This window comes from Klebsiella oxytoca (assembly GCF_009707385.1).
Lineage (GTDB): Bacteria > Pseudomonadota > Gammaproteobacteria > Enterobacterales > Enterobacteriaceae > Klebsiella > Klebsiella oxytoca_C.
On sequence record NZ_CP046115.1, the window covers coordinates 4,423,700 to 4,448,200 of the forward strand.

General features: G+C 53.0%; 21 protein-coding genes. 8 read left to right on the forward strand and 13 right to left on the reverse strand.

What is annotated here, in order from left to right; all coding sequences use genetic code 11:
* Positions 1–9: 9 nt before the first annotated feature.
* From GJ746_RS20615 to GJ746_RS20625, 3 genes are all read right to left on the reverse strand, one after another.
* Positions 10–1,353 (reverse strand): carbohydrate porin, encoded by a 1,344-nt coding sequence (locus GJ746_RS20615; RefSeq protein WP_154681855.1) that lies wholly within the window; start codon positions 1,351–1,353, stop codon positions 10–12.
* 168 nt (positions 1,354–1,521) lie between these two features.
* Positions 1,522–2,955 (reverse strand): glycoside hydrolase family 32 protein, encoded by a 1,434-nt coding sequence (locus GJ746_RS20620; RefSeq protein WP_195908759.1) that lies wholly within the window; start codon positions 2,953–2,955, stop codon positions 1,522–1,524.
* 18 nt (positions 2,956–2,973) lie between these two features.
* Entirely contained in the window at positions 2,974–4,215 is a 1,242-nt protein-coding gene (locus tag GJ746_RS20625) for an MFS transporter (protein WP_154681857.1), read from the reverse strand.
* Positions 4,216–4,456: 241 nt separating this feature from the next.
* On the opposite strand from GJ746_RS20625, the gene GJ746_RS20630 reads away from it, so the two are divergent.
* Positions 4,457–5,452, forward strand: a complete 996-nt coding sequence (locus GJ746_RS20630; protein WP_154681858.1) for a LacI family DNA-binding transcriptional regulator — start codon at positions 4,457–4,459, stop codon at positions 5,450–5,452.
* On the opposite strand, the gene GJ746_RS20635 is transcribed toward GJ746_RS20630, so the two are convergent.
* Positions 5,453–6,871, reverse strand: coding sequence for a sugar porter family MFS transporter (locus GJ746_RS20635; protein ID WP_154681859.1), 1,419 nt, complete (start codon positions 6,869–6,871; stop codon positions 5,453–5,455). It abuts the gene before it with no gap.
* A 310-nt stretch (positions 6,872–7,181) separates the two neighbouring features.
* Positions 7,182–7,943: a 2-dehydro-3-deoxy-D-gluconate 5-dehydrogenase KduD gene (gene kduD, locus GJ746_RS20640; protein WP_154681860.1), complete on the reverse strand. Its 762-nt coding sequence runs from the start codon at positions 7,941–7,943 to the stop codon at positions 7,182–7,184.
* Positions 7,944–8,485: 542 nt separating this feature from the next.
* On the opposite strand from kduD, the gene GJ746_RS20645 reads away from it, so the two are divergent.
* Entirely contained in the window at positions 8,486–9,661 is a 1,176-nt protein-coding gene (locus tag GJ746_RS20645) for an oligogalacturonate lyase family protein (RefSeq protein ID WP_154681861.1), read from the forward strand.
* A gap of 333 nt (positions 9,662–9,994) precedes the next feature.
* Here the strand turns inward: GJ746_RS20645 and GJ746_RS20650 are convergent, their stop codons facing one another.
* From GJ746_RS20650 to GJ746_RS20660, 3 genes are all read right to left on the reverse strand, one after another.
* On the reverse strand, positions 9,995–10,690 hold the full coding sequence (locus tag GJ746_RS20650; protein ID WP_154681862.1) for an oligogalacturonate-specific porin KdgM family protein: 696 nt from the start codon (positions 10,688–10,690) through the stop codon (positions 9,995–9,997).
* 246 nt (positions 10,691–10,936) lie between these two features.
* Positions 10,937–12,112 (reverse strand): acetyl-CoA C-acetyltransferase, encoded by a 1,176-nt coding sequence (locus tag GJ746_RS20655; protein WP_154681863.1) that lies wholly within the window; start codon positions 12,110–12,112, stop codon positions 10,937–10,939.
* Between the two features lie 177 nt (positions 12,113–12,289).
* Positions 12,290–13,162: a LysR family transcriptional regulator gene (locus GJ746_RS20660; protein ID WP_154681864.1), complete on the reverse strand. Its 873-nt coding sequence runs from the start codon at positions 13,160–13,162 to the stop codon at positions 12,290–12,292.
* A 96-nt stretch (positions 13,163–13,258) separates the two neighbouring features.
* On the opposite strand from GJ746_RS20660, the gene GJ746_RS20665 reads away from it, so the two are divergent.
* From GJ746_RS20665 to GJ746_RS20690, 6 genes are all read left to right on the forward strand, one after another.
* The gene (locus GJ746_RS20665) at positions 13,259–13,720 is read left to right on the forward strand and encodes a multidrug/biocide efflux PACE transporter (protein ID WP_154681865.1); all 462 of its coding nucleotides are present in this window, start codon (positions 13,259–13,261) and stop codon (positions 13,718–13,720) included.
* Positions 13,721–13,856: 136 nt separating this feature from the next.
* A complete protein-coding gene (locus GJ746_RS20670) occupies positions 13,857–15,086 on the forward strand; it encodes an amino acid permease (RefSeq protein WP_154681866.1) in 1,230 nt (409 codons plus the stop codon).
* A gap of 116 nt (positions 15,087–15,202) precedes the next feature.
* Entirely contained in the window at positions 15,203–16,075 is an 873-nt protein-coding gene (locus GJ746_RS20675) for an aldo/keto reductase family oxidoreductase (protein WP_154681867.1), read from the forward strand.
* Between the two features lie 387 nt (positions 16,076–16,462).
* The gene (locus GJ746_RS20680; RefSeq protein ID WP_154681868.1) at positions 16,463–17,164 is read left to right on the forward strand and encodes a flagellar brake protein; all 702 of its coding nucleotides are present in this window, start codon (positions 16,463–16,465) and stop codon (positions 17,162–17,164) included.
* A 4-nt stretch (positions 17,165–17,168) separates the two neighbouring features.
* Complete coding sequence (locus tag GJ746_RS20685; protein ID WP_154681869.1) at positions 17,169–17,753, forward strand: helix-turn-helix transcriptional regulator; 585 nt, start codon at positions 17,169–17,171, stop codon at positions 17,751–17,753.
* A gap of 141 nt (positions 17,754–17,894) precedes the next feature.
* Positions 17,895–18,611, forward strand: a complete 717-nt coding sequence (locus GJ746_RS20690) for an EAL domain-containing protein (protein ID WP_154681870.1) — start codon at positions 17,895–17,897, stop codon at positions 18,609–18,611.
* A 57-nt stretch (positions 18,612–18,668) separates the two neighbouring features.
* Here GJ746_RS20690 and GJ746_RS20695 read toward each other — a convergent pair whose 3' ends face one another.
* The 5 genes from GJ746_RS20695 to mrkA form a co-directional block, all read right to left on the reverse strand.
* On the reverse strand, positions 18,669–19,316 hold the full coding sequence (locus GJ746_RS20695) for a fimbrial protein (protein WP_154681871.1): 648 nt from the start codon (positions 19,314–19,316) through the stop codon (positions 18,669–18,671).
* Positions 19,317–19,330: 14 nt separating this feature from the next.
* A complete protein-coding gene (locus GJ746_RS20700) occupies positions 19,331–20,326 on the reverse strand; it encodes a fimbrial protein (protein ID WP_154681872.1) in 996 nt (331 codons plus the stop codon).
* Positions 20,317–22,800 (reverse strand): fimbria/pilus outer membrane usher protein, encoded by a 2,484-nt coding sequence (locus GJ746_RS20705; protein WP_154681873.1) that lies wholly within the window; start codon positions 22,798–22,800, stop codon positions 20,317–20,319. Before GJ746_RS20705 ends, GJ746_RS20700 begins: the two co-directional genes overlap by 10 nt.
* An 11-nt stretch (positions 22,801–22,811) precedes the next feature.
* Entirely contained in the window at positions 22,812–23,513 is a 702-nt protein-coding gene (locus tag GJ746_RS20710) for a molecular chaperone (protein ID WP_154681874.1), read from the reverse strand.
* Positions 23,514–23,723: 210 nt separating this feature from the next.
* Positions 23,724–24,332, reverse strand: coding sequence for a type 3 fimbria major subunit MrkA (gene mrkA / locus GJ746_RS20715; RefSeq protein ID WP_154681875.1), 609 nt, complete (start codon positions 24,330–24,332; stop codon positions 23,724–23,726).
* Positions 24,333–24,501 lie beyond the last annotated feature (169 nt).

Consider the following 24,501-nt stretch of genomic DNA (forward strand, 5'->3'; position numbering starts at 1 on the left):
GGAGGACCGTCAGAAGAAATATTTAAATCTTACCCGCGCGCCGTAGCGTTCATCGGTATTGCCGCTTTTCGCCGCCGATGAATCCAGCCACGACGCATAGGCGCCGAGATAAATATTAAAGTTCGGCATATCCATAATATTCGGCAGCTGCCATGAAGTATGAATAGTGTGGATGTCATAGCGTCCCGGCGCCAGAATCGCGCAGTCGCCATCGCACTCCGCGCTCACGCCGGACATATTAAACTGGTCGATTTTATTATGCGCATAGATGTAGCCGAGCTCCACACGGCGCCATAACGCATTGATACCGGCGCTGAAATCCTTTTCGTCCGCCGCATCCAGATACGCGGTACTCAGATTCACCACCGCCCCGTTTTCGGCATCGGTTTTCAGCGTATTCCAGCTCATTGTCATCCCGTAGCCGGTACGGCTGGACTGATCGACCCAGCGGCCGTTCTGATTCTGGTAACCGTAAGCATTGTTAACGAGGTTGCTCTCCATTGCCGCCGCTACTGACCAGGCGCCAGACTGCCAGGCCGCGACCGGACGCACGTACACCACATTTTTACGGTTATCCAGCGCGTTACCGTGATAGTTGTGGTCCACAAACAGCGAGCTGCCGTCCTCCACCAGCGTGTTGACTTCGAAATACCAGTTATCGATATTTTTACTCAGCAGGAAGTTGCCGCCGCTGCTGCTGCGCCCGCGTCCCTCTTTCATCATGTAAATATAGCCGTAGCCGTCGCTATACAGATCGTTGGCGGTGTTGCCGGAATATTCAATAAAGGTATCCTGATTAAGCGGAAACATATCATAAGCTTCGAAGCGGCCGATTTTAATTTTCCAGTCATCCTGCTGGCCGAAGAAAAATGCGGCATCATCAAGATTCATTTTGCCATTTATATCCGCCAGCGGCTGCACGCTGAATCCAGCATATTTACCGTCAGCCCCTTTACGCAATCCATCAACGCCCAGAAGAATACGTCCGTTAATATCCCAACGCTCTTTATCACCCGGCGCCCAGTTTTTATTGGCGCTGGTTTTCACCGACGTCAGGCTGCCGGTACGGCTGGCACCGTCCATATTAAACTCAACGTCGCCATAGAATTTTAATTCACCATAATCATTAAGCTGTAAAGCGGGTTTAGCCGGTGCGGCAGTCACCACGGCTGCTGGCGTCTCCTGACCTTTAAGCGCGCGGATTTCCGCCTCCGCGCTGGCCGCCCGCTGCTCGGTCGCCTTTAGCCGTTGCTCCATTTGCGCCAGCCGTTCCTCAAGAGATAACGGCGCCTGCGCATTAGCCAGAGGGGTAAATAAAGACGTCAGAACACACCCGATCCAGATTTTATTCATCGGTAAACCCTTTTATTAAATTAAGTTTTTATTTATAGGTAAAACACGACAATAATAACCCGCCCACCGTCGAAGACGGGTTATTAACAACTATACCCGTCATACTTCAAGTTGCAGGTGCGTTGGCTTTCCTGCAACTCGAATTATTTAGGGTATATTCAATAACGATTATTCCAGCTGCCAGGCTCCCGCTTCCGTTAAATATGCCGAACCGCTCCAGGCAAATAGAGCTAATTCACGTTTGTCGGCATCCGGATATATACGGCTACTCAGACAGGCCTCGCCATCATTAACAAACACTTCGACGGAAGAGCTATCGAAAAATACCCTCAGCTTCAGATCGGCCCCCTCGGTCAACGGGACGCTGCGGGTGCCGCACAGGCCATACTGCGGATAATGACGCTCCAGCACCAGGCGCTGCATTTGCGCATCCACGTAAACGCGCAGACCATCGCCGAAGCTCAGGCCGTACTGCTCGGCGCTGCTATTTGCGCAATCCCAGTGGAGGATCGCTTCCATCGCCTCACAGTTTTCTACCATGGTGGTTTGCTGATTTTTCAGGGTCGTTACCGGCCACGGGAACCAGGCGCCGCGCATGCTCTCGACCTCCTTCGCCGGACGCATCTGCAGCCGATTATCCGCGCTCAGGCTCAGCTCGCGCGGCAGCGAAAGCATGCCCGCCCAGCCGTCCTGCTGCTCCGGCTGCGGGGATTCCCACATATCCAGCCAGCCGATGACGATGCGGCGGCCGTCGGGAGTAAGGAAGCTCTGCGGCGCATAGAAATCGTGCCCGCGATCCATTTCCACAAACGCCCCCTCGCGCACAAACGCCTGCCCCGGCCGCCAGTCGCCGAGCAGATAGCCGCTCTGGAACAGGTTACGGTTCTGATAGCCTTTTGCCTCCAGTCCCTGCGGAGAGAACATCAGAACGTGCTTACCGTTGAGAACGAAGAAATCCGGGCACTCCCACATGTAGCCCATCTCTTTTTCCGCCTCATCCAGCACACCGGCGTCCTGCCACTGGCGTAGATCGGTTGAACGATACAGCCGCACCTGGCCGGTATCGCCATCGCGAGCGCCGACGATCATGTACCAGCTGTCTCCTGCGCGCCAAACTTTCGGGTCGCGGAAATGATGCATACCCGGCGGAGTGTCAACCACTATTCCCTGGCGCTCGAAGCGAATACCGTCGAGGCTGGTCGCCAGACACTGCACCTGATAAAGGTTACCTTCGTCGTTAGGATCGCCGTGGAATTTATGTCCGGTATAAATCAGCGCCAGCGTATCGCCATCGACCACCGCCGAGCCGGAGAAGCAGCCGTCTTTATCCTCCGGTCCTTCCGGGGCCAGCGCCACCGGCAGATGCTCCCAGTGCAGCAGATCCTTGCTGCGCGCGTGGCCCCAGTGCATTGGTCCCCACTGGGTGGAGTATGGATGATGTTGATAAAACGCGTGGTACCAGCCGTCGAACCATACCAGGCCATTAGGATCGTTAATCCAGCCCGCGCGGGCGGCCAGGTGATAGCGCGGATACCAGCGCAGGTTCAGTTTTTCATGTTTAGCCTGCAGCTCTTGCTCAGCTCTGGAAATTGAATAGGTCATATTCATTACTCTTTCGATTCAGATAGCGGAAGTTTGCGGCACCAGCGGGTCCGAAGAGGATTTTGTGGAACGCAACAAGAAGATGGAAATAAAAGTGGTGCAGAACACCAGCAGTCCCATGATCAAATAGGACTGGGCGAAGCCGTATTTCTCATAGCTATAGCCCGCCAGCGGCGACAGTACGGTAGCGATAACCGAGCTGGTGCAGGCAAAGCCCACCAGGTACAGGGTGGATGAAAGACGCTTGTCGAAGTTCAGGCTGTTGTATTTAAAAATGGAAACCAACAGCACCGGCAGTTCGACCGCGTGCAGAAGCTTAGTGATGGAGATAAGCAGCGGCCCTTCCACCAGCCCGGATGCCACCATACGCATCGCCATCACCATTCCGGCGAAGATGAGACCGTTTTTCGCGCCGATGCGGTTAACCAGCCACGGCGCGCAGAACATACCGGCGGCCTCCAGGAACACCTGGAACGAGTTCAGGTAGCCGTACATCTCGTTGCCTTCCTGTAAGGTCGGGAACTGGGAAGAGAAGTAGACCGGAAACTGCTGGTCGTAAACGCCGTAGATGCAGGTGCCGATGACGAAGAAGACCAGCGCCCAAAATCGCGGCAGGGTCAGCAGGCGCAGGGCATCCTCCAGCGTGACTTTACCGCCCGATACCGCTTCCTGCATGGCATGCGGCGCGGAAGAGACCCGCAGTCGCGCCAGTAGCATAAAAAAGACCAATCCGGAGCAGCTGGCCACCGCGAAGTTTAAGTGCGGGTTAATGTTGAACAGCAAACCGGCGAAGAAGGTGGCCACCGCCCAGCCCAGCGATCCCCACATCCGCGCCTTGCCGAATTCAAACTGGCTCTGGCGCGCGACGCGCTCGGTGTAGGATTCCAGAACCCCGATACCGCCGTTGAAGGTCAGCCCGATATATATGCCGCCAAAAATACTGCCGAGCAGCACGTTAACTTTCAGCAGATAGCCAAACAGCATGTAGGCCGGCCCGGAGAGGATCAGCAGTACGGTGATGTACCAGAGCAGATTTTTACGCAGCCCCAGTTTGTCCTGGATAAAGCCATAGCAAACCTGGGCAAACAGCGCGGAGACGGAGAGCACCGCGTAAATAATGCCGGTGTCCCCCGCTTTCAAACCTACTTCCTGGTGCAGCCAGATAGAGAGCAGCGAACCGGAAGAGGACCAGGTTACGAAAAAGAAAAACAGTAACGCACTGAGTAACGGATAGCTGTGAGAGTGATGCGCTTTCATCATGACATTCTCATGTAGGAGTAATGCTCATATGGTAACGTTAACAAAAAACAGATCTCATGTCGTTTTACCGCGATTCATGATGTTAATCACAAAAGTTAACGTTAACATTATAAGAGTGCGATCGCGATCAAATATTCCTCGCCAGCGCAGACGGTACGTGTACGATAGAATATCGTATGATCCTTTTACATCAGTAAGTTAGTAAAACCCCGCAGCCGACGGCTAGGGTGGAGCACTCAATATGGCATCCCTGAAAGATGTGGCAAAGCTGGCGAATGTATCGCTGATGACGGTTTCCCGGGCGTTGAATAGCCCGGAAAGGCTGAAGCCGGAGACCCTGGCTCGCGTCCAGGCCGCTATCGAACAGACCAATTACGTCCCCGATCTGTCGGCGAAAAAAATCCGCGGCGCTCACGCCACGCCAAATACCATTGGAGTGCTGGCGCTGGATACCGTCACCACGCCCTTCTCGGTGGAGATTACGCTCTCCATTGAAGAAACCGCGCGGGCGCACGGCTGGAACAGCTTCGTGGTGAACATGTTCTCTGACGATAGCCCGGAAACCATTGTCGACCTGCTGCTCTCCCACCGTCCTGACGGAATTATCTACACCACCATGGGTTTGCGACAGGTGCCGCTCCCGGCCAAGCTGTTAACCCTTCCCTGCGTACTGGCTAACTGTGAAAGCCTGCACGATCCGGTGGCCAGCTATATCCCTGATGACGAGCAGGGCCAGTATACGGCGGTACAGGCGCTGCTGGCCGCGGGCTACCGTCGCCCACTGTGCCTGCATCTCCCGGCCAATCATCTGGCCACCGTCCGCCGCCGTCAGGGGCTGGAGCGCGCCTGCCGCGAAGCGGGTATTAACCCGGATACCCTCGAGCACTGCTATATGGCGTACGGCGACGAACACTATCGCGATATTCCCGCTATGGTGCTGACGCATATCAAGCAGCAAACGCCGCGGTTCGACTCGGTGATTTGCGGCAACGACCGCATCGCGTTTATGGTTTATCAGACGCTGCTGGCGCACGGGTTGCGCATCCCGCAGGATGTGGCGGTCGTGGGCTATGACAATATGGTGGGGATTGGCGATCTGTTTTTACCACCGCTTTCAACGGTACAGCTGCCGCACTATGAAATCGGGCGCCTGAGCGCCCTGCATATTATTAACGGCGACAGCCATCGGGATACGGTACGGGTCACCAGCCCGTGGCTGCCGCGCGAGTCGTTATAATTAATTGCCGATATTGCGCAGCTTCTCGCCGGACATCAGCTTACGTTCAATATGCTCCAGAGTGACGTTTTTGGTTTCCGGGATCAGCCAGAAAGTCACGCCGATAAAGGCGACGTTCAGCGCGGTGTAGAGCCAGAAGGTTCCCGCCGCACCGATAGCGTCCAGCAGCGTCAGGAAGGTCGCGCCGATTATCATGTTCGACACCCAGTTGGTGGTAGTTGAGCAGGTAATCCCAAAGTCGCGACACTTCAGCGGCTGAATTTCCGAACACAGGATCCACACCACCGGCGCGGCGCTCATCGCATAGCCGGCGATACACATCATGGTCATCCCCACAGACAGCCAGGAGAGGCCGCTGGAAGCGGTGCCGTTATCAAACTGCATCAAACAGTAGCCAAGCACCAGCGTGCCGAGAGCCATAACGCTAAAGCCGATTTTCAGCGCCGGTTTACGTCCGGCCTTGTCGACGGTAAAGACGGCGATAAAGGTGGCGAACATAAAGGTCAGGCCAACCACCAGGGTCGCCACCATTTGCTGCTCGGTGGTGGTGAAACCAGCCATTTTGAAGATGCGCGGCGCGTAGTACATGATGATGTTCATACCGGTAAACTGCTGCATCGCCTGCAGCAGCATGCCAAGAAATACCGCCCTACGCACGTTGCGGTTGACCTTAAATAGCGCCCAGCCGCCCTGCTTCAGCTTCAGGCTTTCGCGGATCTCATTGAGTTCATCGCGGGCTTTTTCTGAGGTATCGCGCAGCATCCGCAGCACCTCTTCCGCTTCGACGTGACGCCCTTTTTCCGCCAGCCAGCGCGGACTGTTTGGCAGGAAGACCACCAGCACAATCAGCACCACCGCCGGTAAGGCCAGCACGCCCAACATCGCCCGCCAGTTGCCGCTGTAGCTAAACGCGGTATCGGAGAGGAACGCCATCACGATCCCCAGCGTTACCATCAGCTGATACATGCTGATCATCTTGCCGCGCACGTTTTCGCTTGCCATTTCCGACAGATACAAAGGCGCGGTATACGAGGCGATGCCTACGGCGACCCCGAGAACGATCCTTGCCACCAGCAGTATTTCGACGCTGGTAGCAAAAGCGGAGCCCACGGAACCGACGACAAACAGCACTGCGCCAACCATCAGGCTATATTTGCGTCCGAGACGGAAAGAGAGCCAGCCGTTGAATAACGCGCCAATAGCCGCCCCCAGCATCATGCTGCTCACCACCCACTCCTGCAGGCGACTGGATAACACAAAATGATCGGTAATGAAGGGCAGCGCCCCGGCAATCACCCCAATATCGAGACCAAACAGCAATCCCGCCACCGCTGCGGCAACCGAGACAAACTGATTCATGCGCCGGGTATCGCGCTGCGTACGCGGCATGGTTGTAGAGTCGTTACTTATAGAAGTCATTTTTTTCCTGCCAGACGGAGTAAGACGTACGATGAAAGTACGGGATCGGCGGCGGTAAGTGTCAGGCAGGACAGGCCAAAGATATGGACTAAGTTGCTACAGGCAATGGTTTTGTGATGGACATTCAACTTTGCAAAGAACACAAAACAATCAAAAACATGGCAGAACTTATTATTCTGCTTAGCTACTTATCTAAAAAACAAATAAACCATATGGACTATTCGAATTTTATCATATGGACGATTAATCTCATGAGAGCAAAAACCCTGCCGCAGCAGGGTTCTCTTTTGCGCTGAAAACGCGGCCAACATTAGCGCGCCAGCCAGCCGCCATCTACCGCTACGGTGTAGCCGTTGATATAGTCGGAAGCGCTGGAAGCCAGGAATACCACCGGCCCCATCAGGTCGCTCGGCAGCCCCCAGCGTCCTGCCGGAATACGGTCGAGGATCTCGCTGCTGCGCTGTTCGTCGGCGCGCAGCTGCTGGGTGTTGTTAGTCGCCATATAGCCTGGCGCCAGCGCGTTTACGTTGATACCGTGCTTCGCCCACTCGTTCGCCAGCAGACGAGTCACGCCCATTACCGCGCTCTTTGACGCGGTGTAAGACGGTACGCGGATCCCGCCCTGGAAAGAGAGCATCGAGGCGATATTAATAATCTTGCCGCCGTTGCCCTGGGCAATAAAGTGCTTCGCCGCCGCCTGAGACATAAAGAACACGCTCTTAATGTTCAGGTTCATCACGTCGTCCCAGTTTTTCTCGCTGAAATCAATCGCGTCTTCACGACGAATCAGACCTGCGTTATTCACCAGAATGTCGATATGGCCGAATTCAGCTACCGCGCGCTCCAGCAGCTGCGGAATGCCGTCAATCTGGCGCAGATCGGCGGTCAGGCTGAGAAAACGACGGCCCAGCGCCGTTACGCGCTCAATAGTTTCCGTCGGTTCAACAATGTTGATACCCACGATGTCGCAGCCGGCTTCCGCCAGTCCGACGGCCATACCCTGACCCAAACCGGTATCACAGCCGCTCACTACGGCTACTTTGCCCTGCAGGGAGAATGCGTCGAGAATCATATTTGGTTCCTTAATCTTTCAGAGCCTGTGTCGGCACAGGCAAGGTTCTGATAATCCAGCCTGCTGCTTACGCAGACCCTTATGGTTTGAAGAACTGCCGGGGATTTACCCTTCGAAAAATAAAACAGAGTTTCGTTTTACAGTGTTCACATCTTATCCCTGGCTAAAGCCATTTTCAATTATTATCAAAACATCGTTTCAGTTTAATTAAGAGTAAATGCGAAAAATGCAAAACAGATCACGAAGCCTGACCGGATAAACCATGAAAAATCCATTTAATACATTAGAATACAAATAGTTAAACAAACTTCATAAAAAGGACATGGATCGATAAAAAGTGGCAATAAAACGAGGATTGCCCGGGGCTTCGCAAAACTGGCCGCCAAAAAATGCGATCCACCGCAAGAAGCTGTCGCGAATTGCGTCCGCCATCACAAATAATGAAACGATGTTTTGATAAATTAACACCCATCCTTTAAATCTAATTCCACTGGCCGGTCAACGCAGGCGGGCAATATCTCAGGAAGGAAAAGGAGTACATCATGGCTAAAGGCATGCGGGTAAAACTGAATTATGAAGTCAGCCGCGATCCGGACACCGGCGCGGAGATCACCCGCTTAACCCCACCGGAAGTGACGTGTCATCGTAACTATTTCTATCAGAAATGTTTTTTCAATGATGGCAGCCATTTGCTGTTTGCCGGCGAGTTTGACGGTAACTGGAACTACTATCTGCTGGATTTGGCCAAAGCCGAGGCGGTACAGCTAACGGAAGGGCCTGGTGATAATACTTTTGGTGGTTTCCTTTCCCCGGATGATAAATCCCTCTATTACGTGAAGAATGACCGCACGCTGCTGGAGGTCAACCTCACGACTCTGCAAGAGCGCGAAGTTTATCGCGTTGCCGATGACTGGGTTGGCTACGGTACCTGGGTTGCCAATAGCGATTGCACCAGGCTGGTCGGGATCGAGATTGCTAAAAGTGACTGGACGCCGCTCAACGACTGGCAGATTTTCCACGATTTCTTCCATAAAGGGCCCCACTGCCGCCTGCTGCGCGTCGACCTGCAAACCGGCGAAAGCAACGTGATCCACGAAGAGAATAAATGGCTGGGCCACCCGATCTATCGTCCTTTCGATGACCATACTGTCGCCTTCTGCCATGAAGGCCCGCACGATCTGGTCGATGCGCGGATGTGGATGGTGAATGAGGACGGCAGCAACGTGCGTAAAGTCAAAGCGCATGCCGAAGGCGAAAGCTGCACCCACGAGTTTTGGGTACCGAACGGTTCAGCGCTGGTATACGTCTCTTATCTGAAGGGCCAGCAGGGACGGACTATTTATAGCTTCGACCCGGATACCGGCGTTAATAAAGCGGTCATGCAGATGCCGGCCTGTTCGCATCTGATGAGCAATTTTGACGGCACGATGCTGGTAGGTGATGGTTCAGGTACTCCGGTAGACGTAAAAGACACCAGCGGCTACACCATTGATAACGACCCGTATCTGTACGCTTTTGACGTCGCTCAGCAGGCTTATTTCCGCGTCGCACGCCACGATACATCATGGGCAACGGTGTCCAATAGTCGCCAGGTTACCCATCCGCACCCGTCCTTTACGCCGGACGATAGCGCCATTTTGTTCAGCTCCGATAAAGACGGCAAACCTGCCGTTTATATCGCAAAGCTGCCGCCGCAGCCTGAGATGCTGAAAGCATAGTCTTAGCCACTGTTTGAGTTAGTGTTTCTGTAACTGGCCTTGCCCTCCTTTTGGAGGGCTTTTTTATGCCCGGCGTCTTCCCCGGATTGCGCTGCGCTTATCCGGGCTACATGACTGACCCTGCCCTCCTTTTGGAGGGCTTTTTATGCCCGGCGTTTTCCCCGGATCGCGGTACCTGTCCCGGAGGCGGCGCAATGCGCTTGTCCGGGCTACATGACGTGCATATGGGGTAGCCCGGACAGGTGCGCAGCACCGCCTCCGGGAAGAGGGGTTAATACAAACAGAAAACCCCGGCTAACTGCTCCGGGGAAAACGATGAGGGCGTTTTTTATTTTAGAATGAGTAGGCGACGCCCACGCGGAAACGGGTCTGGCGATCGCTGCGATCGTTGACGCCGACGTTACCAAGCTCGCCGTACGGCGCCCAGTTTTTATCCAGCTTATAGGCAACTTTGAGGTTGTACTCCTGAGAGTACGGTTTGTTGTCGTTGCGCTTAACCCCTTCGGTACTGCGCGCATAAACATAGTTCAGCTCAGCGCGCCAGTCACCAAATACGTAGCCAGCCCACGCATCGCCGCGGTTAACTTTATCATCATCTTTCCCCGCGTTCGCCGGATAGCGGGTGTAGTCATAACGATAGCGGGCCGCAACGTAGAAACCATTATCGAAGCTGTACTGCGCGCGTAGATTCGGTTTATAAATCGTACGGCTATCGTTACTTTCAATCGTGAATGCCGGCGTCAGGGAGAAGTTCTTATCCGCCTTCCACTGCCAGCTAATGCTCTCTTCATGGCCATTACCGATGAAATCTGAATAAGGCTGGCTGGTATTCTCGCCGCCAGACTTCCACTTCGCCTCAACGGAGAAGCCAAAGCCGTTAGCGAAACGATGGGAGACGGAAACGCGGTCCGCGTTAGTCTTATCCGATTTCCCACCATCAATGAATTCGTGACGTAAATCTACCGTGACAGCTGAAGCCGCGAAAGACATACCACAGAGTGCAGCAAGGGCCAGAGATCTTGCAAACATAAAATACCCCTTATAATTAAAATATCGTTTCGTTTTTATGAAACTGTATTTTATTTTTTAGGCAATAATGTTTTAGTGATCGAGATCGTAATTATTTGTTTCAAAAAAGGTGGTACAGAAAGACGTGACAAAGCTCAACAAAATAGCGCGTCAGAGGGGATTTTGTGGCAGAAAAAAAGCCTGGCGATGAATACAAAAAAAGCCTCCACAGTGGAGGCTTCCTGAACTCACATCAGAAATAGATTATTAACGTTCAACCGCCAGCGCCACGCCCTGACCGCCGCCGATACACAACGTGGCCAGCCCTTTGCGAGCATCACGCTTGATCATCTCATGTACCAGGGAAACCAGAATACGGCAGCCGGAAGCGCCGATCGGGTGGCCCAACGCAATCGCGCCGCCGTTGACGTTCACCCGCCGTTCGTCCCATTCCAGTACTCTACCCACCGAAATGGCCTGAGCGGCAAAGGCTTCATTGGCTTCAATCAGATCGACTTCATCCAGCTTCCAGCCCGCACGCTCAAGGCAGCGCCGGGTGGCATGTACCGGAGCAATTCCCATCAGCGCCGGATCGACGCCCACGCTGGCAAAAGCACGGATCCGCGCCAGTATCGGTAGTCCCAGCTCTCCGGCTTTGGCTTCGCTCATCATCATCACCGCCGCCGCGCCATCGTTAATACTGGAGGCATTGCCTGCGGTGACCGAGCCCTGCAGATCAAAAGTCGGCAGCAGGCTGGCCAGCGCTTCAGCGCTGGCATCAACTCGCGGCTGTTCATCGGTATCCACCAGGCGAGGAGCGCCGTTAAGCTCACTGGTCACCGGAACAATTTCATCGCGAAAACGACCGGAATCAATCGCCCGCCGCGCTTTATGCTGCGAGCTGAGCGCCCAGGCGTCCTGCAGTTCACGGCTAATACCGTACTCACGCGCCAGGTTCTCCGCCGTCACGCCCATATGGTAGTCGTTAAACGCATCCCACAGGCCGTCGTGGACCAGACTGTCGATAAGCTGGCTATTGCCCAACTGCGCGCCGGTCCGGCTATCGGTAAGCACATGCGGGGCACGACTCATATTCTCCTGCCCCCCGGCAATCACCACGTCGGCTTCGCCGCACTGAATCGCCTGAGTCGCCAGGTGCAGCGCCTTCAGACCGGAACCACACACGTCGTTGATGGTAATGGCAGAGACAGTATTGGGCAGGCCGCCGCGGATCGCCGACTGACGGGCCGGATTCTGTCCGGTCCCGGCGGTCAGAACCTGGCCGAGGATCACCTCATCAATACTTTGGGGATCGACGCCGCTGCGCTCCACTAACGCCTTCACGACCACGCTGCCCAGCTCCACCGCCGAATGACGCGACAATGTGCCCTGAAAACAGCCGATTGGCGTTCGCAACGCGCCGACAATTACGACATCTTTCATGCTCTACCTCTGCTCCGCCTCTGCGCAAAGAAACAGCATCATAGTAGTTAATTGTTATCAAAAAATTTCGCAATTGTTTAAAAAAAGTGAGGAGAATCACAAAGATTGTGGGCGATTTTAGTACCTGCGGCTGGCGCCCCTACCAGAGCAATTAAATCTTACCCGGGAAGGCCTACCTTATTCACGTCCATGCTTCTGCAGATGCTGGCGCAGCCAGCTTCCCGCTTCCCCCGGCGGCGCTTTTTTATTCCACAGCAAATCGGTAGAAATCACCCGCGGCCAACCGGCTATTTCCAGGGCTACCAGGCTACCGCTGCCGGCAAACTCCTGCACCAGCGCGCTGGGCAAAATACACCACCCCAGCCCCTGGGCCGCCATGCTGAACAGCAGCAGATAGTTAGGCGCCGACCATACCAGGCCGCGCGACGGTTCCGCCGTATTTTCCAGATAGGTGCTCAGACGCAGTTCGCGCCATGAGAGCAGCTCATCCCAGGTAGCTCGACCCTGTGCCGCCAGCGGATGCTGCGGAGCAACGTAGATGGCCATTTCGGTTTGCATCGGTAATCGAATACTGCCGATTTCCGTTGGGTAGCTCTCCCTGGCCTCGATCAGTCCTACCTGCGCCCGCTCCTTCTGCAGCAGGTCGATAACGTCATCATCTTCACCGATCAGGCACTCAAATTCGGTATGCGGAAAACGACGGTCAAACTGCGCCAGCAGATCCTCAAGCACATCCGGATGCAGCGTATCGGAAAGCACAAAAGTCAGACGCGCTTCCGTATTGCCGGAAAGCGAAATAGCCAGTTCATCGAGCCTGTCGCTGGCCGCCCGAATCGCTTTCACATAGCTCAGCACCTGTTCCCCCTGCGGGGTAAGCGTTGGCTGTCTGGAGGTACGATCGAACAGCGTCACGCCAAGATCGGCTTCCAGGTTGGCGATCGCGGTGCTGATAGTGGACTGGCTTTTGCGCAGCCGCCGCGCCGCGCCTGAAAAAGAACCGCAGGAAACACTTTCGACAAACGCAGTTAAAGCTTCGGGAGAGTAGCGCATGAACTATCTACTTTATCGATGGATACTATCTTTTTTTTATCATATTTATCCATAAAATGCCGGATAATTTCTGAAAAAGGCCGGAGGCAACAAGCCATGCAACAATTAAACGCTCAGCGCAAAACGCTGACCGAACGAATTATCCACGCTATCAGCTTTGAAGGTCTGGCAACGCTGATCCTCGCCCCTACCGCCGCATGGCTAATGCAGCGTTCGGTCGTTGAGATGGGTGGACTCAGCGTCCTGCTCGCCACGCTGGCGATGGTGTGGAACATTATTTATAACGCTATCTTTGACCGTCTGTGGCCGGTATCGCGGGTCATCCGCAACCTGCGGGTCCGCGCGCTGCATGCAATCGGCTTTGAGTCGGGGTTTATCATTATTGGCGTCACCATGGTCGCGCTGGTGCTGGGCGTCTCGTTGATACAGGCGTTTATGCTGGAAATCGGCTTTATGCTGTTCTTCCTGCCTTACACCATGGCGTTTAACTGGGTGTGGGATACGCTGCGCGAGCGGGTAATGAAAGTTCGCCAGCAGCGAATCTCCGCCCGTCAGTAATCTTGCGCGGAAAGCCCGGAGCATAACGGGCGATCCGCCGTTTCATTTATCAGCCAGAAACTATCGCCGCAGCCAATTCATAAATGTGATAAATTGCACTCCTTTTTGTTCGTTTTCTGGTTAATAAAGTCGCATAATGTCTAAAATTTGGTCTAAAGAAGAAACTCTATGGAGTTTTGCCTTATATGGCACTGCTGTCGGCGCTGGCACGTTATTCTTGCCGATCCAACTGGGATCCGCTGGCGCTGTTGTTCTCTTCATCACAGCGCTGGTCGCCTGGCCGCTGACCTACTGGCCGCATAAAGCGCTGAGCCAGTTTATCCTCTCTGCCAACATCGCCCCGGGCGAGGGGATTACCGGCGCCGTTAATCATTACTATGGTAAAAAAATCGGCAGCCTGATTACCGGTCTCTATTTTCTCGCTTTTTTTGTCGTGGTGCTGATCTACGCCGTCGCCATTACCAACTCGCTCGCAGAGCAGCTATCCCGACATGTGCCCATCACGCCACAGGTACGAGCGCTGCTCAGCCTGGGCGTAGTGCTGGTGCTAAATCTGATCTTTCTGATGGGCCGCCACGTCACGATTAAAGTGATGGGTTTTTTAGTCTTCCCGCTGATCGCCTGTTTCTTATTCCTCTCCATCTATTTAATGGGCAGCTGGCAGCCTGCATATCTGACCAGCCAGATGCAGCTGACTTCGCACACGTTCCACCAAATCTGGATCTCTATTCCCGTGATGGTTTTCGCTTTTAGCCATACGCCGATCATGTCGACTTTTGCTATCGATCAGCAGGAGAAATACGGCGATCGGGCCATGGGTAAATGCAAAAAAATCATGAAGGTGGCCTATACCCTTATCTGCGCCAGCGTACTGTTTTTCGTCTTCAGCTGCCTGCTGTCGATACCGGCCAGCTATATTGAAACCGCGCGCAATCAGGGCGTTACTATTCTTTCCGCGCTGTCGATGATGCCGGGTTCACCGGCGTGGCTGGCGATCGCCGGGATTATTGTGGCGGTAGTAGCGATGTCGAAATCCTTCCTTGGCACCTATTTTGGCGTAATTGAGGGAGCCAGCGAAATCGTCAAAACCTCTCTCGCCCAGGCAGGTATTCGTAAGAGCCGCGCGTTTAACCGGGCGATGTCGATTCTGCTGGTATCGACCCTGACTTTCGTGGTGTGCTTTATCAATCCTAACGCGATATCAATGATTTACGCCATCAGCGGCCCGCTTATTGCGATGATTCTGTTTATCATGCCGACCCTGTCCACCTATCTTATTCCGGCGCTAAAACCGTATCGTTCGGCAGGTAACGTCATAACCCTGATCGTTGGTCTGCTCTGCGTTTCGGTGATGTTCTTTAGCTAATCCCCTCCGTGCGGCGAGTCCTCATTCGCCGCACGTTCTGCCAACATTCTCGCCTCCCCAATCTCCCCTGCGTGCATACACTTATCTCTGGCATACAATCAGAGCGGGGGATTCAGATGTCCAGCGTAAAATTATCCGGTACCGCGACGTTAGGCGATCGTCAGGTTTATCGTCTGGGATACGGCGCAATGCAGCTTGCAGGTCCCGGCGTCTTCGGCCCGCCAAAAGATCCGCAAACCGCTATTCGCGTATTGCAGGAGGCCGTCGAGTCGGGCGTCAATCATATCGATACCGCCGATTTTTACGGTCCCCACGTCACTAATCAGCTTATCCGCCAGGCGCTGCATCCCTATTCCGACGAGCTGTGTATCGTCACCAAGGTCAGCGCGCGCCGCGACGAGAAAGGCAACTGGCTACCTGCAATGTCCCCTGCCGAGTTAACTCAGGCGGTGGAAGATAATCTGCGCAATCTGGGTCTCGAGGTGCTCGAGGTGGTGAATCTGCGCAGCATGCTCGATACCCATGGCCCGGTTGAAGGTTCGCTGGAAGAGCCGCTAACCACCCTGCTGGAGCTTAAAGAGCGCGGGTTAATTCGCCATATCGGGCTAAGCAACGTCACGGCAAAACAGGTGAGCGATGCACAAAAACTGACGCCGATCGTCTGCGTTCAGAATCAATATAATGTGGCAAATCGTCACGATGACCCGCTTATTGACGAACTGGCGGCGCAGAATATCGCCTGGGTACCTTTTTTCCCGCTCGGCGGTTTTACCCCGCTTCAGGCTCAGGAGCTTAACGATGTCGCCGCTTCGCTGGACGCTACGCCCATGCAGGTGGCGCTGGCCTGGCTGCTACAGCGCTCGCCGAATATCCTGCTTATTCCGGGCACCTCATCGCTACAGCACCTGCACGAAAATCTTGCCGCCGCGGAATTAATCCTTCCGCCCGAAGCGTTGGCCATTCTGGATAACCTACAGCCTCGCTCGTGACTTTCGGCTTCTGCAAATAGATATTTGCAGAAGCCTGCTCCTTAATATTTGCCTGGAATTACCTTAACGCCGCTGGCACTATACATCCTACAAATCAGGTGCTATCTGCATTATTCTCTCGGATAACCCTATACAAAGCATAGTTTTATACTTTTTTTGACTGGCCTCCTAATTGGAGGCTTCTGTCGTTTTTGTCTCGCCAAAATTTTTGAACCCTTGATTACAGGAAAAACAATATCTAATTCAAAGTTTATACATATCAATTTAGCTACAAAGATAGCTAACAACATCAAACGCTCATAAAAACATCTGGTTTACACAATCAGAATGTTTGTATTGCTATATAAAAAATCAACCACACACAATAACAATTTACAAGGATTTCACATGACAGAGGGAACGATAAAGACCAGTAAGTATGAAATCATTGCTATTTTCAGGGAAGAGTTGCGAAAGCAGGCGGAGATAGAAGTTTTTGTTAATAACAAAAGCACTATTACCCAGCTGACGCGAGTGGATTTTGCCGAGTTTCATATCTCAACCACCAGCAAAATCCCGGCAGGACATAAAGTTAAATTTATTTTGCATAGCGATTCAGGGAAAATCGAGTTTTCCTCGGTGCTAAAGAAAAGCTATGCCAGCGTTGAAGGTAAATGCCATAAGCTCGCGTTTACCCTGCCTGAATGTATCCAGGTGGTACAGCGTCGTCGCGATCCCCGATTTCGTCTTGGCCACGAGCACGACTTTTTCTGCCACGGTCGGCATAAAAATGGAGAAAACTATCTATTCGAAATCAAAGACATTTCAGATGGCGGTTGCGCTCTGATGACGAAAAGCCCCAATCTGAAATTTCTCAGCCATAACGCTACCCTCAAAAACGCTATTCTGGCGCTTGCTGAATATGGCGAAATCACCGTCGATTTAGTTATAAAAAATGTTGTCATGGTGACTTTAGATGATAACGAAAAATCGGATAGCTACTACCAGATTTCCTGCCAGTTTAAATTTCGCCAGCTTAATAACAAGAAGAGAATAGAGAAAGTGCTGCTCGACTTGATTATGGAAGCCAAGAGAAAAAAGAGAGTCTGAAACATTGGAAAGCATATTACTGTATACCGATGACAACATCATCGGGCGATCAATCCATGATTATATGATCGCGAAAGCTAAACACATCACTACCCTGAACTTTCAGGACATTGTTAAGGGGGTGAATGCCCCTGCAACCACAACCGTCATTATAAACATCATCCATAAAGACATCCCTGCTTCCACGGCGGTCTCATTACTGAACACTTTGCGCAAACGCCTGGCGAATTGCGCCATGCTGGTCCTGATAGTAAAAAACGAGCTTTCCATTCTGTTCCGCGAACTCATTAACATGGAAAATCTATTGATTTTAAACGAGAAATCATCTCTTTCAGCTTTCGATGCTATCCTCAGCAGCCCCCAGAGCGCCATTGACTGCCGGGCGCTATGCACCCGCCGTAAGCTGACGGCCAGAGAACTTCAGGTCCTGGAGTTAGTCATTGCCTGCAACAACAATAAAAGAATTGCCGCTCTCCTCAAAATTGACCACAAAACGGTACATAGTCATAAGGTACATATTATGAAAAAGCTGGAAATGAATAGCTCACGAATAATGAAAAGCACAATAGTCAATATGCATCAGTGCTGAAACTAAAAATATGTGGGTGACCAGTCAAAAGCCGGGATTTCATTGGCATTCAGCCTTTAATAATCATTTCCATCGGTAGAAAGGTCACCTATAATATTATTATCCTCTCTTTACCTCTGACCTGATTTTTGACGAGAGATAATGAACGCAACTCTGTTTTCTGACCATCATTTATCACGTAGCGATATAACCGTTCGTTATGTCTTTCAAAAAATGTTCTCCCCGCAAGGCACTCTCGTCGCCGTTGAATGCCTCAGCCGTTTCGATCGTCTGTCTATATCCCCGGAAAACTTCTTTCGCTATGCCAATACGGGATTACGTGAAAGCATTTTTATGGAGCAGCTGGCACTCATAGAGAAGCATAAACAATGGTTTAATAAGAACCATATCTCGGCAACTATTAACGTAGATGACCATATCCTCAACGTGTTGCTCAGGCCTGAGATTAAAGAACTCGTTGAGCGCATCGGTTGCGTCCATTTTGAAGTTACCGAGAACTCCAATAAATTATTAAATAATGCTCTCGCTACCTGGAATGATCCGCAAAGCACCACGCTCTGGCTCGATGATTTCGGCTCAGGCAACGCGGGTATTAACGCCATTCGCGGCTATCATTTTGATTATGTTAAAATCGATAAGGACTTCTTCTGGCATTTAATGCAAAAAGATTCCGGTCGCCCATTGATGGATGCGCTGGTCACCTTCCTTTCCCGCAACCATCATAATGTCATAATTGAAGGCGTAGAAAGTGAAGCCCATAAGAAGTGGTTACAAGGTATGGAATGGTTTGCTATTCAGGGGCACTACTGGCAGGAAGTCAGTATTGACCAACTGGTCAAAGAAGATATCACAGCTTAAAAAAATGCCGGAGAATTCCGGCATTACTATTAACATTCACACAATACAAACAATCACTTAATTATAAACTAATTCCCATGTCGCCCAGCTGGTCAACGGACCGCTGGTTGCTTTTTCCGGCGCTGGCGTAACGTAGCCAATGTAATAAGTAAATACGCCCCCCTCTACCGCCTTCTCTACCAGCGGAACCCGATTTTGTAATGGGTCGGCCGGAACAATTTTATTGCTTTTATCCAGCGTATTATTGTCGTTCGTTGATAGCGCGAGAAAAATATTCCTGGCGCCGTCCGCGCGCGTATTCGCCAGATAACCGGCATTTTCATTGCTGACGGCATTGACCATAAATCCGTCGACCCAGCGCACGTTAACCAGGCCGATCGCGTCGTGGTCTGCTGCGCCGCAGTGGCGCAGCTGGCACTCCGACAGTTCCAGGGTAAAGGACTGCGGTTTCATAAACGCTCCGGCTCCGCGTTCGTGTACTTCCGCCAGGCTAACCGGCGCCAGCCAGACGCTGCCGCTTCCCGCATTGTTGCCGCCGTTTAGCGCCACGCTACAGGAGATATCGGTCACCCGCCCGGCAAAATCCACTCGCCCTCGCTCGTAGTTGGTCTCAAAAGCCCATGTCGAAGAGACCATCAGCGCTCCGCTTAGCAGAATCAGCTGGATGAGTCGTGGGATATTTTTAAGCTGTGCTGCATCACGCATACCCGCCTCCTGAATTAATCGTACGTCAGGTTAAAGATCATGTGTGACTCCACCTCACCGGTACTGGTGGTCGGCGCATACTGATAGAAGCGCGCGTGCAGAGGCAGGGTGATATAGCGCGTTTCTTGTGTGCGCAGCGACCCGGCGCTGTATTTCTTGTTGAATTCCAGCGGTACACCATCCTTTAGCACCTGAATACCTACCCCTTTCGCCAATGAGGAACCGGATTTTTCATTTAGCAACGCGCCTCGGGCCACCGTGGTACCGGTCGCCAGAGTACCGGAGAAAGAGGTCTGAATATTGGCGTATCCCGACTCGCTTAAGCCGCCGCTGCACTGCAGCTCAATATTAAAATCCTTTCCTCCGGCGGTGGTGCCGACGCCTTTCAGATCGCTCCGCTTAATGGTGCCAACATCAACGTTCATATTTTTGCCGCTCAGGATGGTACATGAGGGCGACACCACGGTTATCGCATTGGCGCTCAGGCGCGTCTCAAGAATCGGGTTATTGCCGTTCTCCCAGTCATACGTGGTGTACTTGCCCGCCGCAAGGGTACCGCTACCGGTGACGCTCGCGGTTTTAATCACTTCCAGCGTAAAGCGCGAGCCTTCCAGCGAGTAGTTAGCAGTTCTTGTCGCGTAGTTAGAATACACGCCAGGATAGATAATATTTACCGTCGCGCCGCCGCGGCTAAAGCGCAGACCTATCCCGGGCACGTTGGTGGAATAAATTTTATTCCCCAGATCCGTCGCCCCGGAGGCAACGATTTTGGCCACAAAGCGGTTATTACCGGCCGAACAGCTATAGCTTGCCCCACCCGGCGCCGACATTGTCCAGTCGCGGGAGACAATCACCGATCCGACCGGAAGATCGGGCGGTACCACTATTCGTCCAACCACCATGTCCAGGCTCACCGTCGGCTGGGAAAGTCGCGTACAGTACGCCCATGCCGAGGTTGTCCCCATCGCCATTAAGCCAATAAAAAGCGTCAGTTTTTTCATTAGCGACATTGCGTTTCCTTTGATTTATCCTGGCTTAAATCCACCGAACACTGCCCGCCGCTCCACTTGACCGTGGCCTGCGGCGCGCTGGCGTCGCTGATAAACATCATGCTGCCCTGGCCCACTACGCCAATCTCTTTCCCTGAAGGGTTAAAAATCGTGGCGGCGAAGGGTAACGGCAGACCGTTTGCCTGACGCGCCTGCAGAGTGATGTTGTTCTGCACCGTGGTATCGAAAGAGACCTTAACCACGCTGCCTTCCCACGGTACGACCTGCGCCACGGTACTGCCGAAGGCGACATCGTCGCTGCTGCCTTTCGGGTCGATTTCAACGGAGTTAATCCGGTATGGCCGCAGATACGGCAGAATGGCGTAGCCGTTACTATCAATGCGGGTGCCTGGCGACCCCGGCAGCATCGCGCCAGCGGCATCTTTCGCTTCGATCAGCGCCATGGTGGTGCCGCTTTCCGGTGAGAATACAACGCCGTGCCGGTGGGCAATCAGCGTCCCGCTGGCGCCCACGCCGCTCTGGCGATAACCTTCGCCCTGGCTATAGCTGCCGTTCAGCGTCGTCCACGGGGTACGGTAGCTGCCGTTCAGCGCAACATCGTGCTGGCCGCCGGTGGAGGTCGTTGTCGACACGCCGTAGTTAATGTTGTTTTCGCTATCCAGCGAACCATTAACGCCAATCTGCGAGCTGGCGAAACGCGAATTATTAAACGAAGTGTTGGACGTCAGGTTAGCGGTGCGGTTTTCCCCAAACCAGAGCGGGTAGCTGAAGTTGAACGACACGCGATCGTCGCGGCGATGACCGGAGCTATCCGGGGTATAGACTCGCTGGGCACTAACCGACCACGAGAGCCGACCGTACATATTGTTGTAACTAAACTGGTACTGTTTTTCCGTCCCTGAACGGTTCCAGTAATCCGCTACCCGACCGCTGAGATAAAAACCGCCCCAGCCGTCCGGCAGATTCTGGTTCACGGTAAACGTCATACCGTTTTTCTGCCGCCATACGGTATAGCTGCTGCTGTAGTTCTTTTCCCGATCGACGGCGTACAGCGCGTCGTTCAGGTTGTAGTAGCCTTTGGTAGAGTAGCGATACGCCGCCAGCACGATGCTGGTCTGGGTTTCGGTAAACATGCGGTTAAAGGTGGCGCGATAGCTTTGGCCATGCTCATCGAGGGTATCGCTCTTCAGCCGCGAATGGGTGACGTCGAACGACAGCGCGCCGATGCCGGTGTTCATCCCGGTGCCCAGCAGAAACGCCTGATAGTCGTCAAATCCGGTGACGCCGGTATAGCCGGTAAACAGATTATTCAACCCACGCTGCCAGGTTCCCTGATAGAGCATCGGTTTATTACGCAGCGAACTGTCGTCAACCTTACCGGCAGAGAGCGCGTAGCGGGTCATCCCGGGACGCAGCAGCTGCGCCACCGAGGCATAAGGTACGCTGAACACTTCGACCGACCCATCGGCCTCTTTAACCGAAACCTCAAGGTCGCTACCGTAGCCGGAGGGATAAACATCCTGCAGGGTAAACGGCCCCGGCGGCACCGTGGTCTGATAGATAATATTGCTACCCTGACGCACCGTCACCAGGGCGTTGCTTTGCGCAACGCCGCGAATTTCCGGGGCGTAGGAGCGCATACCGTCCGGAAACATATTGTCATCGGTCGCCAGATTGATCCCACGCAAACCAATCGTGTCGAAAAACTCGCCGTTAGTAAAAATCTGCCCGCCGCTGACTATTGAGTTAATCTGCGGAATAGGTCTTTGCAGGTAAGTCTGGTTACTGTTCCAGTGCGCTTTCCCCTGCTGCTGCCAGTTCAGGTTACCGATATGCTTAAGCAGCCAGCCGTCCCACGACAGACCCGCGTTAACGCCAAGATAGGCGCTGCTATTATCGGAACCGCTGTTCGATGAGGTATGGCTGTTCCAGGCGTTAGCCATCCAGCCTAGATTCAGCGCCGCAACGCCTTTATCCCAGAATTCCGGGCTGACAAAGTTTTTCAGGCGCTGATCTTCGTAGATTTGCGGTACCGCGATATCCAGCCTCAGGGAGGATTGAATCAGCGTGTCTTTTACGTTCTCTTCGTTACGCCACTCCTGCAGACGCCCGCAGAAGCCTTCTTTCTCGCTGAGCTGCGGGTTGAACTTTTCCGGCGAAATCCCGTATTGCATCAGCATCGCTTTGGTATAGCAGACGCCCATTTTGCCATCTTTACCGGTCGTGATTTTCAGGTCGTAACGCCCTTTCCACTCGCCGTTGGTATAAACATCGAGAGAATAGACGCCCTCGCTGATAGCGCTGGTAGAAAAACGCGACAGGTCGACCTTCTCGCGACTGCCGACGATAAAACCATCGTTAAACTGATAGATCGTTCCCGGGTTTTCCTGTCCGCTGGAAAATGGCGGAAAGCAGCACAGCGCTACCGCAATAGCCGTGCTTAATCTTCCCGGGCAGATTGACCTCTGCTTCATGATCGTTTCCCTTATTTGACGGCAACTTTCACTGCGACATCGGCGCCATAATCATTAATGTTGTTAACGGTCAGGGTCTCGCCTTTGCTCACCGTGGAAGAAAGGGTGATGGTCTGGCTGGACTGCGGGGTCAACATCACCGTTTTGCTGTTTAGCGCTTTGCCTCCGTTGCGGGAGATACGGCTGACGGTGATATAAAAAGGCGTCGGGTTACTGAGCGACAGGCTGCTGCCGTTAGCGGAAAGCACTAATTTCTCTGCCGCAGCGTCGCGGTTGCCTAACCCGGCAGGACGGTAAATAAACTTAAAGCGGGAACGAATCGCCAGCTGGAGAATATTTTGCCCTTCATTTTTCTGGCTGGCCTCGACCGGCGGAATTTCCAGAAGGTTAAGCCACCACAGCGTCTCTTTGTCTTTAGCGAGCCCCGCGCTGCTGCCAAGCTTAATACGCAGAGTCTGACCGCTTTTTGCATCGACGCGGGAAATAGGCGGCGTGATAATAAACGGCGTAGTAATGGTATCCGGCGTCGCGTCGGCATTGCCATTGTCCAGCCAGGCTTGCGCCAGCGCCGGACGGTCGGCGGTGTTGGAGAGCTGCACCGTTATTTCTTTTTCATTTCCTGGATAAATAAAGCGGGTGCCATTAACAATAATATTATTGGCATGGGCCGCAAAACTAAAAATGAAACAGAAAAAAAGGGCAATACGCTTCATGCTAACCTCAGAATAAAAAAACAAGCGGCAGCACCGGCCGCTTTATTATTTGTTGTATACCCTAAATAATCCAAACGGCAGAAAGCAGGCGAGAGTAAATCCCCGGGAGCTTACTCCAGTATGAGACCGGGATAAGCGAACGTCGCCAGCACATATGCAATTTAAAATATGACGGGTATAGACCGCCCCGGCGCGAGGCGGCTTTATTTATTACTGATAGGTAATTTCGTAAGTCGCGTAGCTATTAACTACACCGGTAGTGACAGTCGTCGGGGTGCTGGTAGCGTAGCCGACGTAGTAAGTAAAGCGCGCGCCATCCTGAACGGCCGTTGCATCGCCGTTCGCTTTAGGCTGGGTGCTATCGCCCGGAATGATTTTGTTGGTCAGCGCGGTGGCATTGTCGGTAGACAGAACCAGCTGGATATTCTGCGCGCCAGCAGCTTCGGTATTCGCCAGGTAGCCCTGTTGTTTAGCGGTTGCGCCAGCCAGCAGGTTACCACCGGTCCAGTTCACGCCCAGCTTGCTCACATCGTCCTGTTTTGTACCGTCAGCGGCCTGGCAGTCGGAAACGTCGATGGTGAAAGATTTCGGTTTCAGATAGGTATCCGCAGCCGCGGCTTTAACTTCAGTTAAAGTCACCGGTGACAGATAAACGTTGGCATCGCTACCCTGACCGTTGACGGAAACAGTACAAGATACGTCGGTAACTTTACCGAAGAAATTAACCTGACCGCCGCCTACATTGGTATCAGCAGCATTTGCCGCCGCCATACCAAAAAACGCAGTTGCCATTGCAGCAGAGAGAAGAACCTTTTTCATTGCCATTTCCTTGTCAGAGTGAATTAAGTATCAATAAGCAAACAGTTAATTCGCACAAAAGTCAGAAGCGATTTGCGATGCTCACTTTTGCAACTGTTAATAGAAACTTCGACTGACCGGAAGCCGCAATATTTAAAGCGTCAGGAACGAACTCTACAGAAGAAATCGT

Bases quoted from the DNA above. Each gene is read 5' to 3' on its own strand.
- GJ746_RS20620 (WP_195908759.1), bottom strand. From the start codon at position 2,955: ATGACCTATTCAATTTCCAGAGCTGAGCAAGAGCTGCAGGCTAAACAT.
- GJ746_RS20615 (WP_154681855.1), bottom strand. From the start codon at position 1,353: ATGAATAAAATCTGGATCGGGTGTGTTCTGACGTCTTTATTTACCCCT.
- GJ746_RS20680 (WP_154681868.1), top strand. From the start codon at position 16,463: ATGACAGAGGGAACGATAAAGACCAGTAAGTATGAAATCATTGCTATT.
- GJ746_RS20650 (WP_154681862.1), bottom strand. From the start codon at position 10,690: ATGTTTGCAAGATCTCTGGCCCTTGCTGCACTCTGTGGTATGTCTTTC.
- kduD (WP_154681860.1), bottom strand. From the start codon at position 7,943: ATGATTCTCGACGCATTCTCCCTGCAGGGCAAAGTAGCCGTAGTGAGC.
- GJ746_RS20675 (WP_154681867.1), top strand. From the start codon at position 15,203: ATGTCCAGCGTAAAATTATCCGGTACCGCGACGTTAGGCGATCGTCAG.
- GJ746_RS20630 (WP_154681858.1), top strand. From the start codon at position 4,457: ATGGCATCCCTGAAAGATGTGGCAAAGCTGGCGAATGTATCGCTGATG.
- GJ746_RS20690 (WP_154681870.1), top strand. From the start codon at position 17,895: ATGAACGCAACTCTGTTTTCTGACCATCATTTATCACGTAGCGATATA.
- GJ746_RS20695 (WP_154681871.1), bottom strand. From the start codon at position 19,316: ATGCGTGATGCAGCACAGCTTAAAAATATCCCACGACTCATCCAGCTG.
- GJ746_RS20705 (WP_154681873.1), bottom strand. From the start codon at position 22,800: ATGAAGCAGAGGTCAATCTGCCCGGGAAGATTAAGCACGGCTATTGCG.
- mrkA (WP_154681875.1), bottom strand. From the start codon at position 24,332: ATGAAAAAGGTTCTTCTCTCTGCTGCAATGGCAACTGCGTTTTTTGGT.
- GJ746_RS20645 (WP_154681861.1), top strand. From the start codon at position 8,486: ATGGCTAAAGGCATGCGGGTAAAACTGAATTATGAAGTCAGCCGCGAT.
- GJ746_RS20665 (WP_154681865.1), top strand. From the start codon at position 13,259: ATGCAACAATTAAACGCTCAGCGCAAAACGCTGACCGAACGAATTATC.
- GJ746_RS20710 (WP_154681874.1), bottom strand. From the start codon at position 23,513: ATGAAGCGTATTGCCCTTTTTTTCTGTTTCATTTTTAGTTTTGCGGCC.
- GJ746_RS20700 (WP_154681872.1), bottom strand. From the start codon at position 20,326: ATGTCGCTAATGAAAAAACTGACGCTTTTTATTGGCTTAATGGCGATG.
- GJ746_RS20625 (WP_154681857.1), bottom strand. From the start codon at position 4,215: ATGATGAAAGCGCATCACTCTCACAGCTATCCGTTACTCAGTGCGTTA.
- GJ746_RS20635 (WP_154681859.1), bottom strand. From the start codon at position 6,871: ATGACTTCTATAAGTAACGACTCTACAACCATGCCGCGTACGCAGCGC.
- GJ746_RS20670 (WP_154681866.1), top strand. From the start codon at position 13,857: ATGTCTAAAATTTGGTCTAAAGAAGAAACTCTATGGAGTTTTGCCTTA.
- GJ746_RS20655 (WP_154681863.1), bottom strand. From the start codon at position 12,112: ATGAAAGATGTCGTAATTGTCGGCGCGTTGCGAACGCCAATCGGCTGT.
- GJ746_RS20660 (WP_154681864.1), bottom strand. From the start codon at position 13,162: ATGCGCTACTCTCCCGAAGCTTTAACTGCGTTTGTCGAAAGTGTTTCC.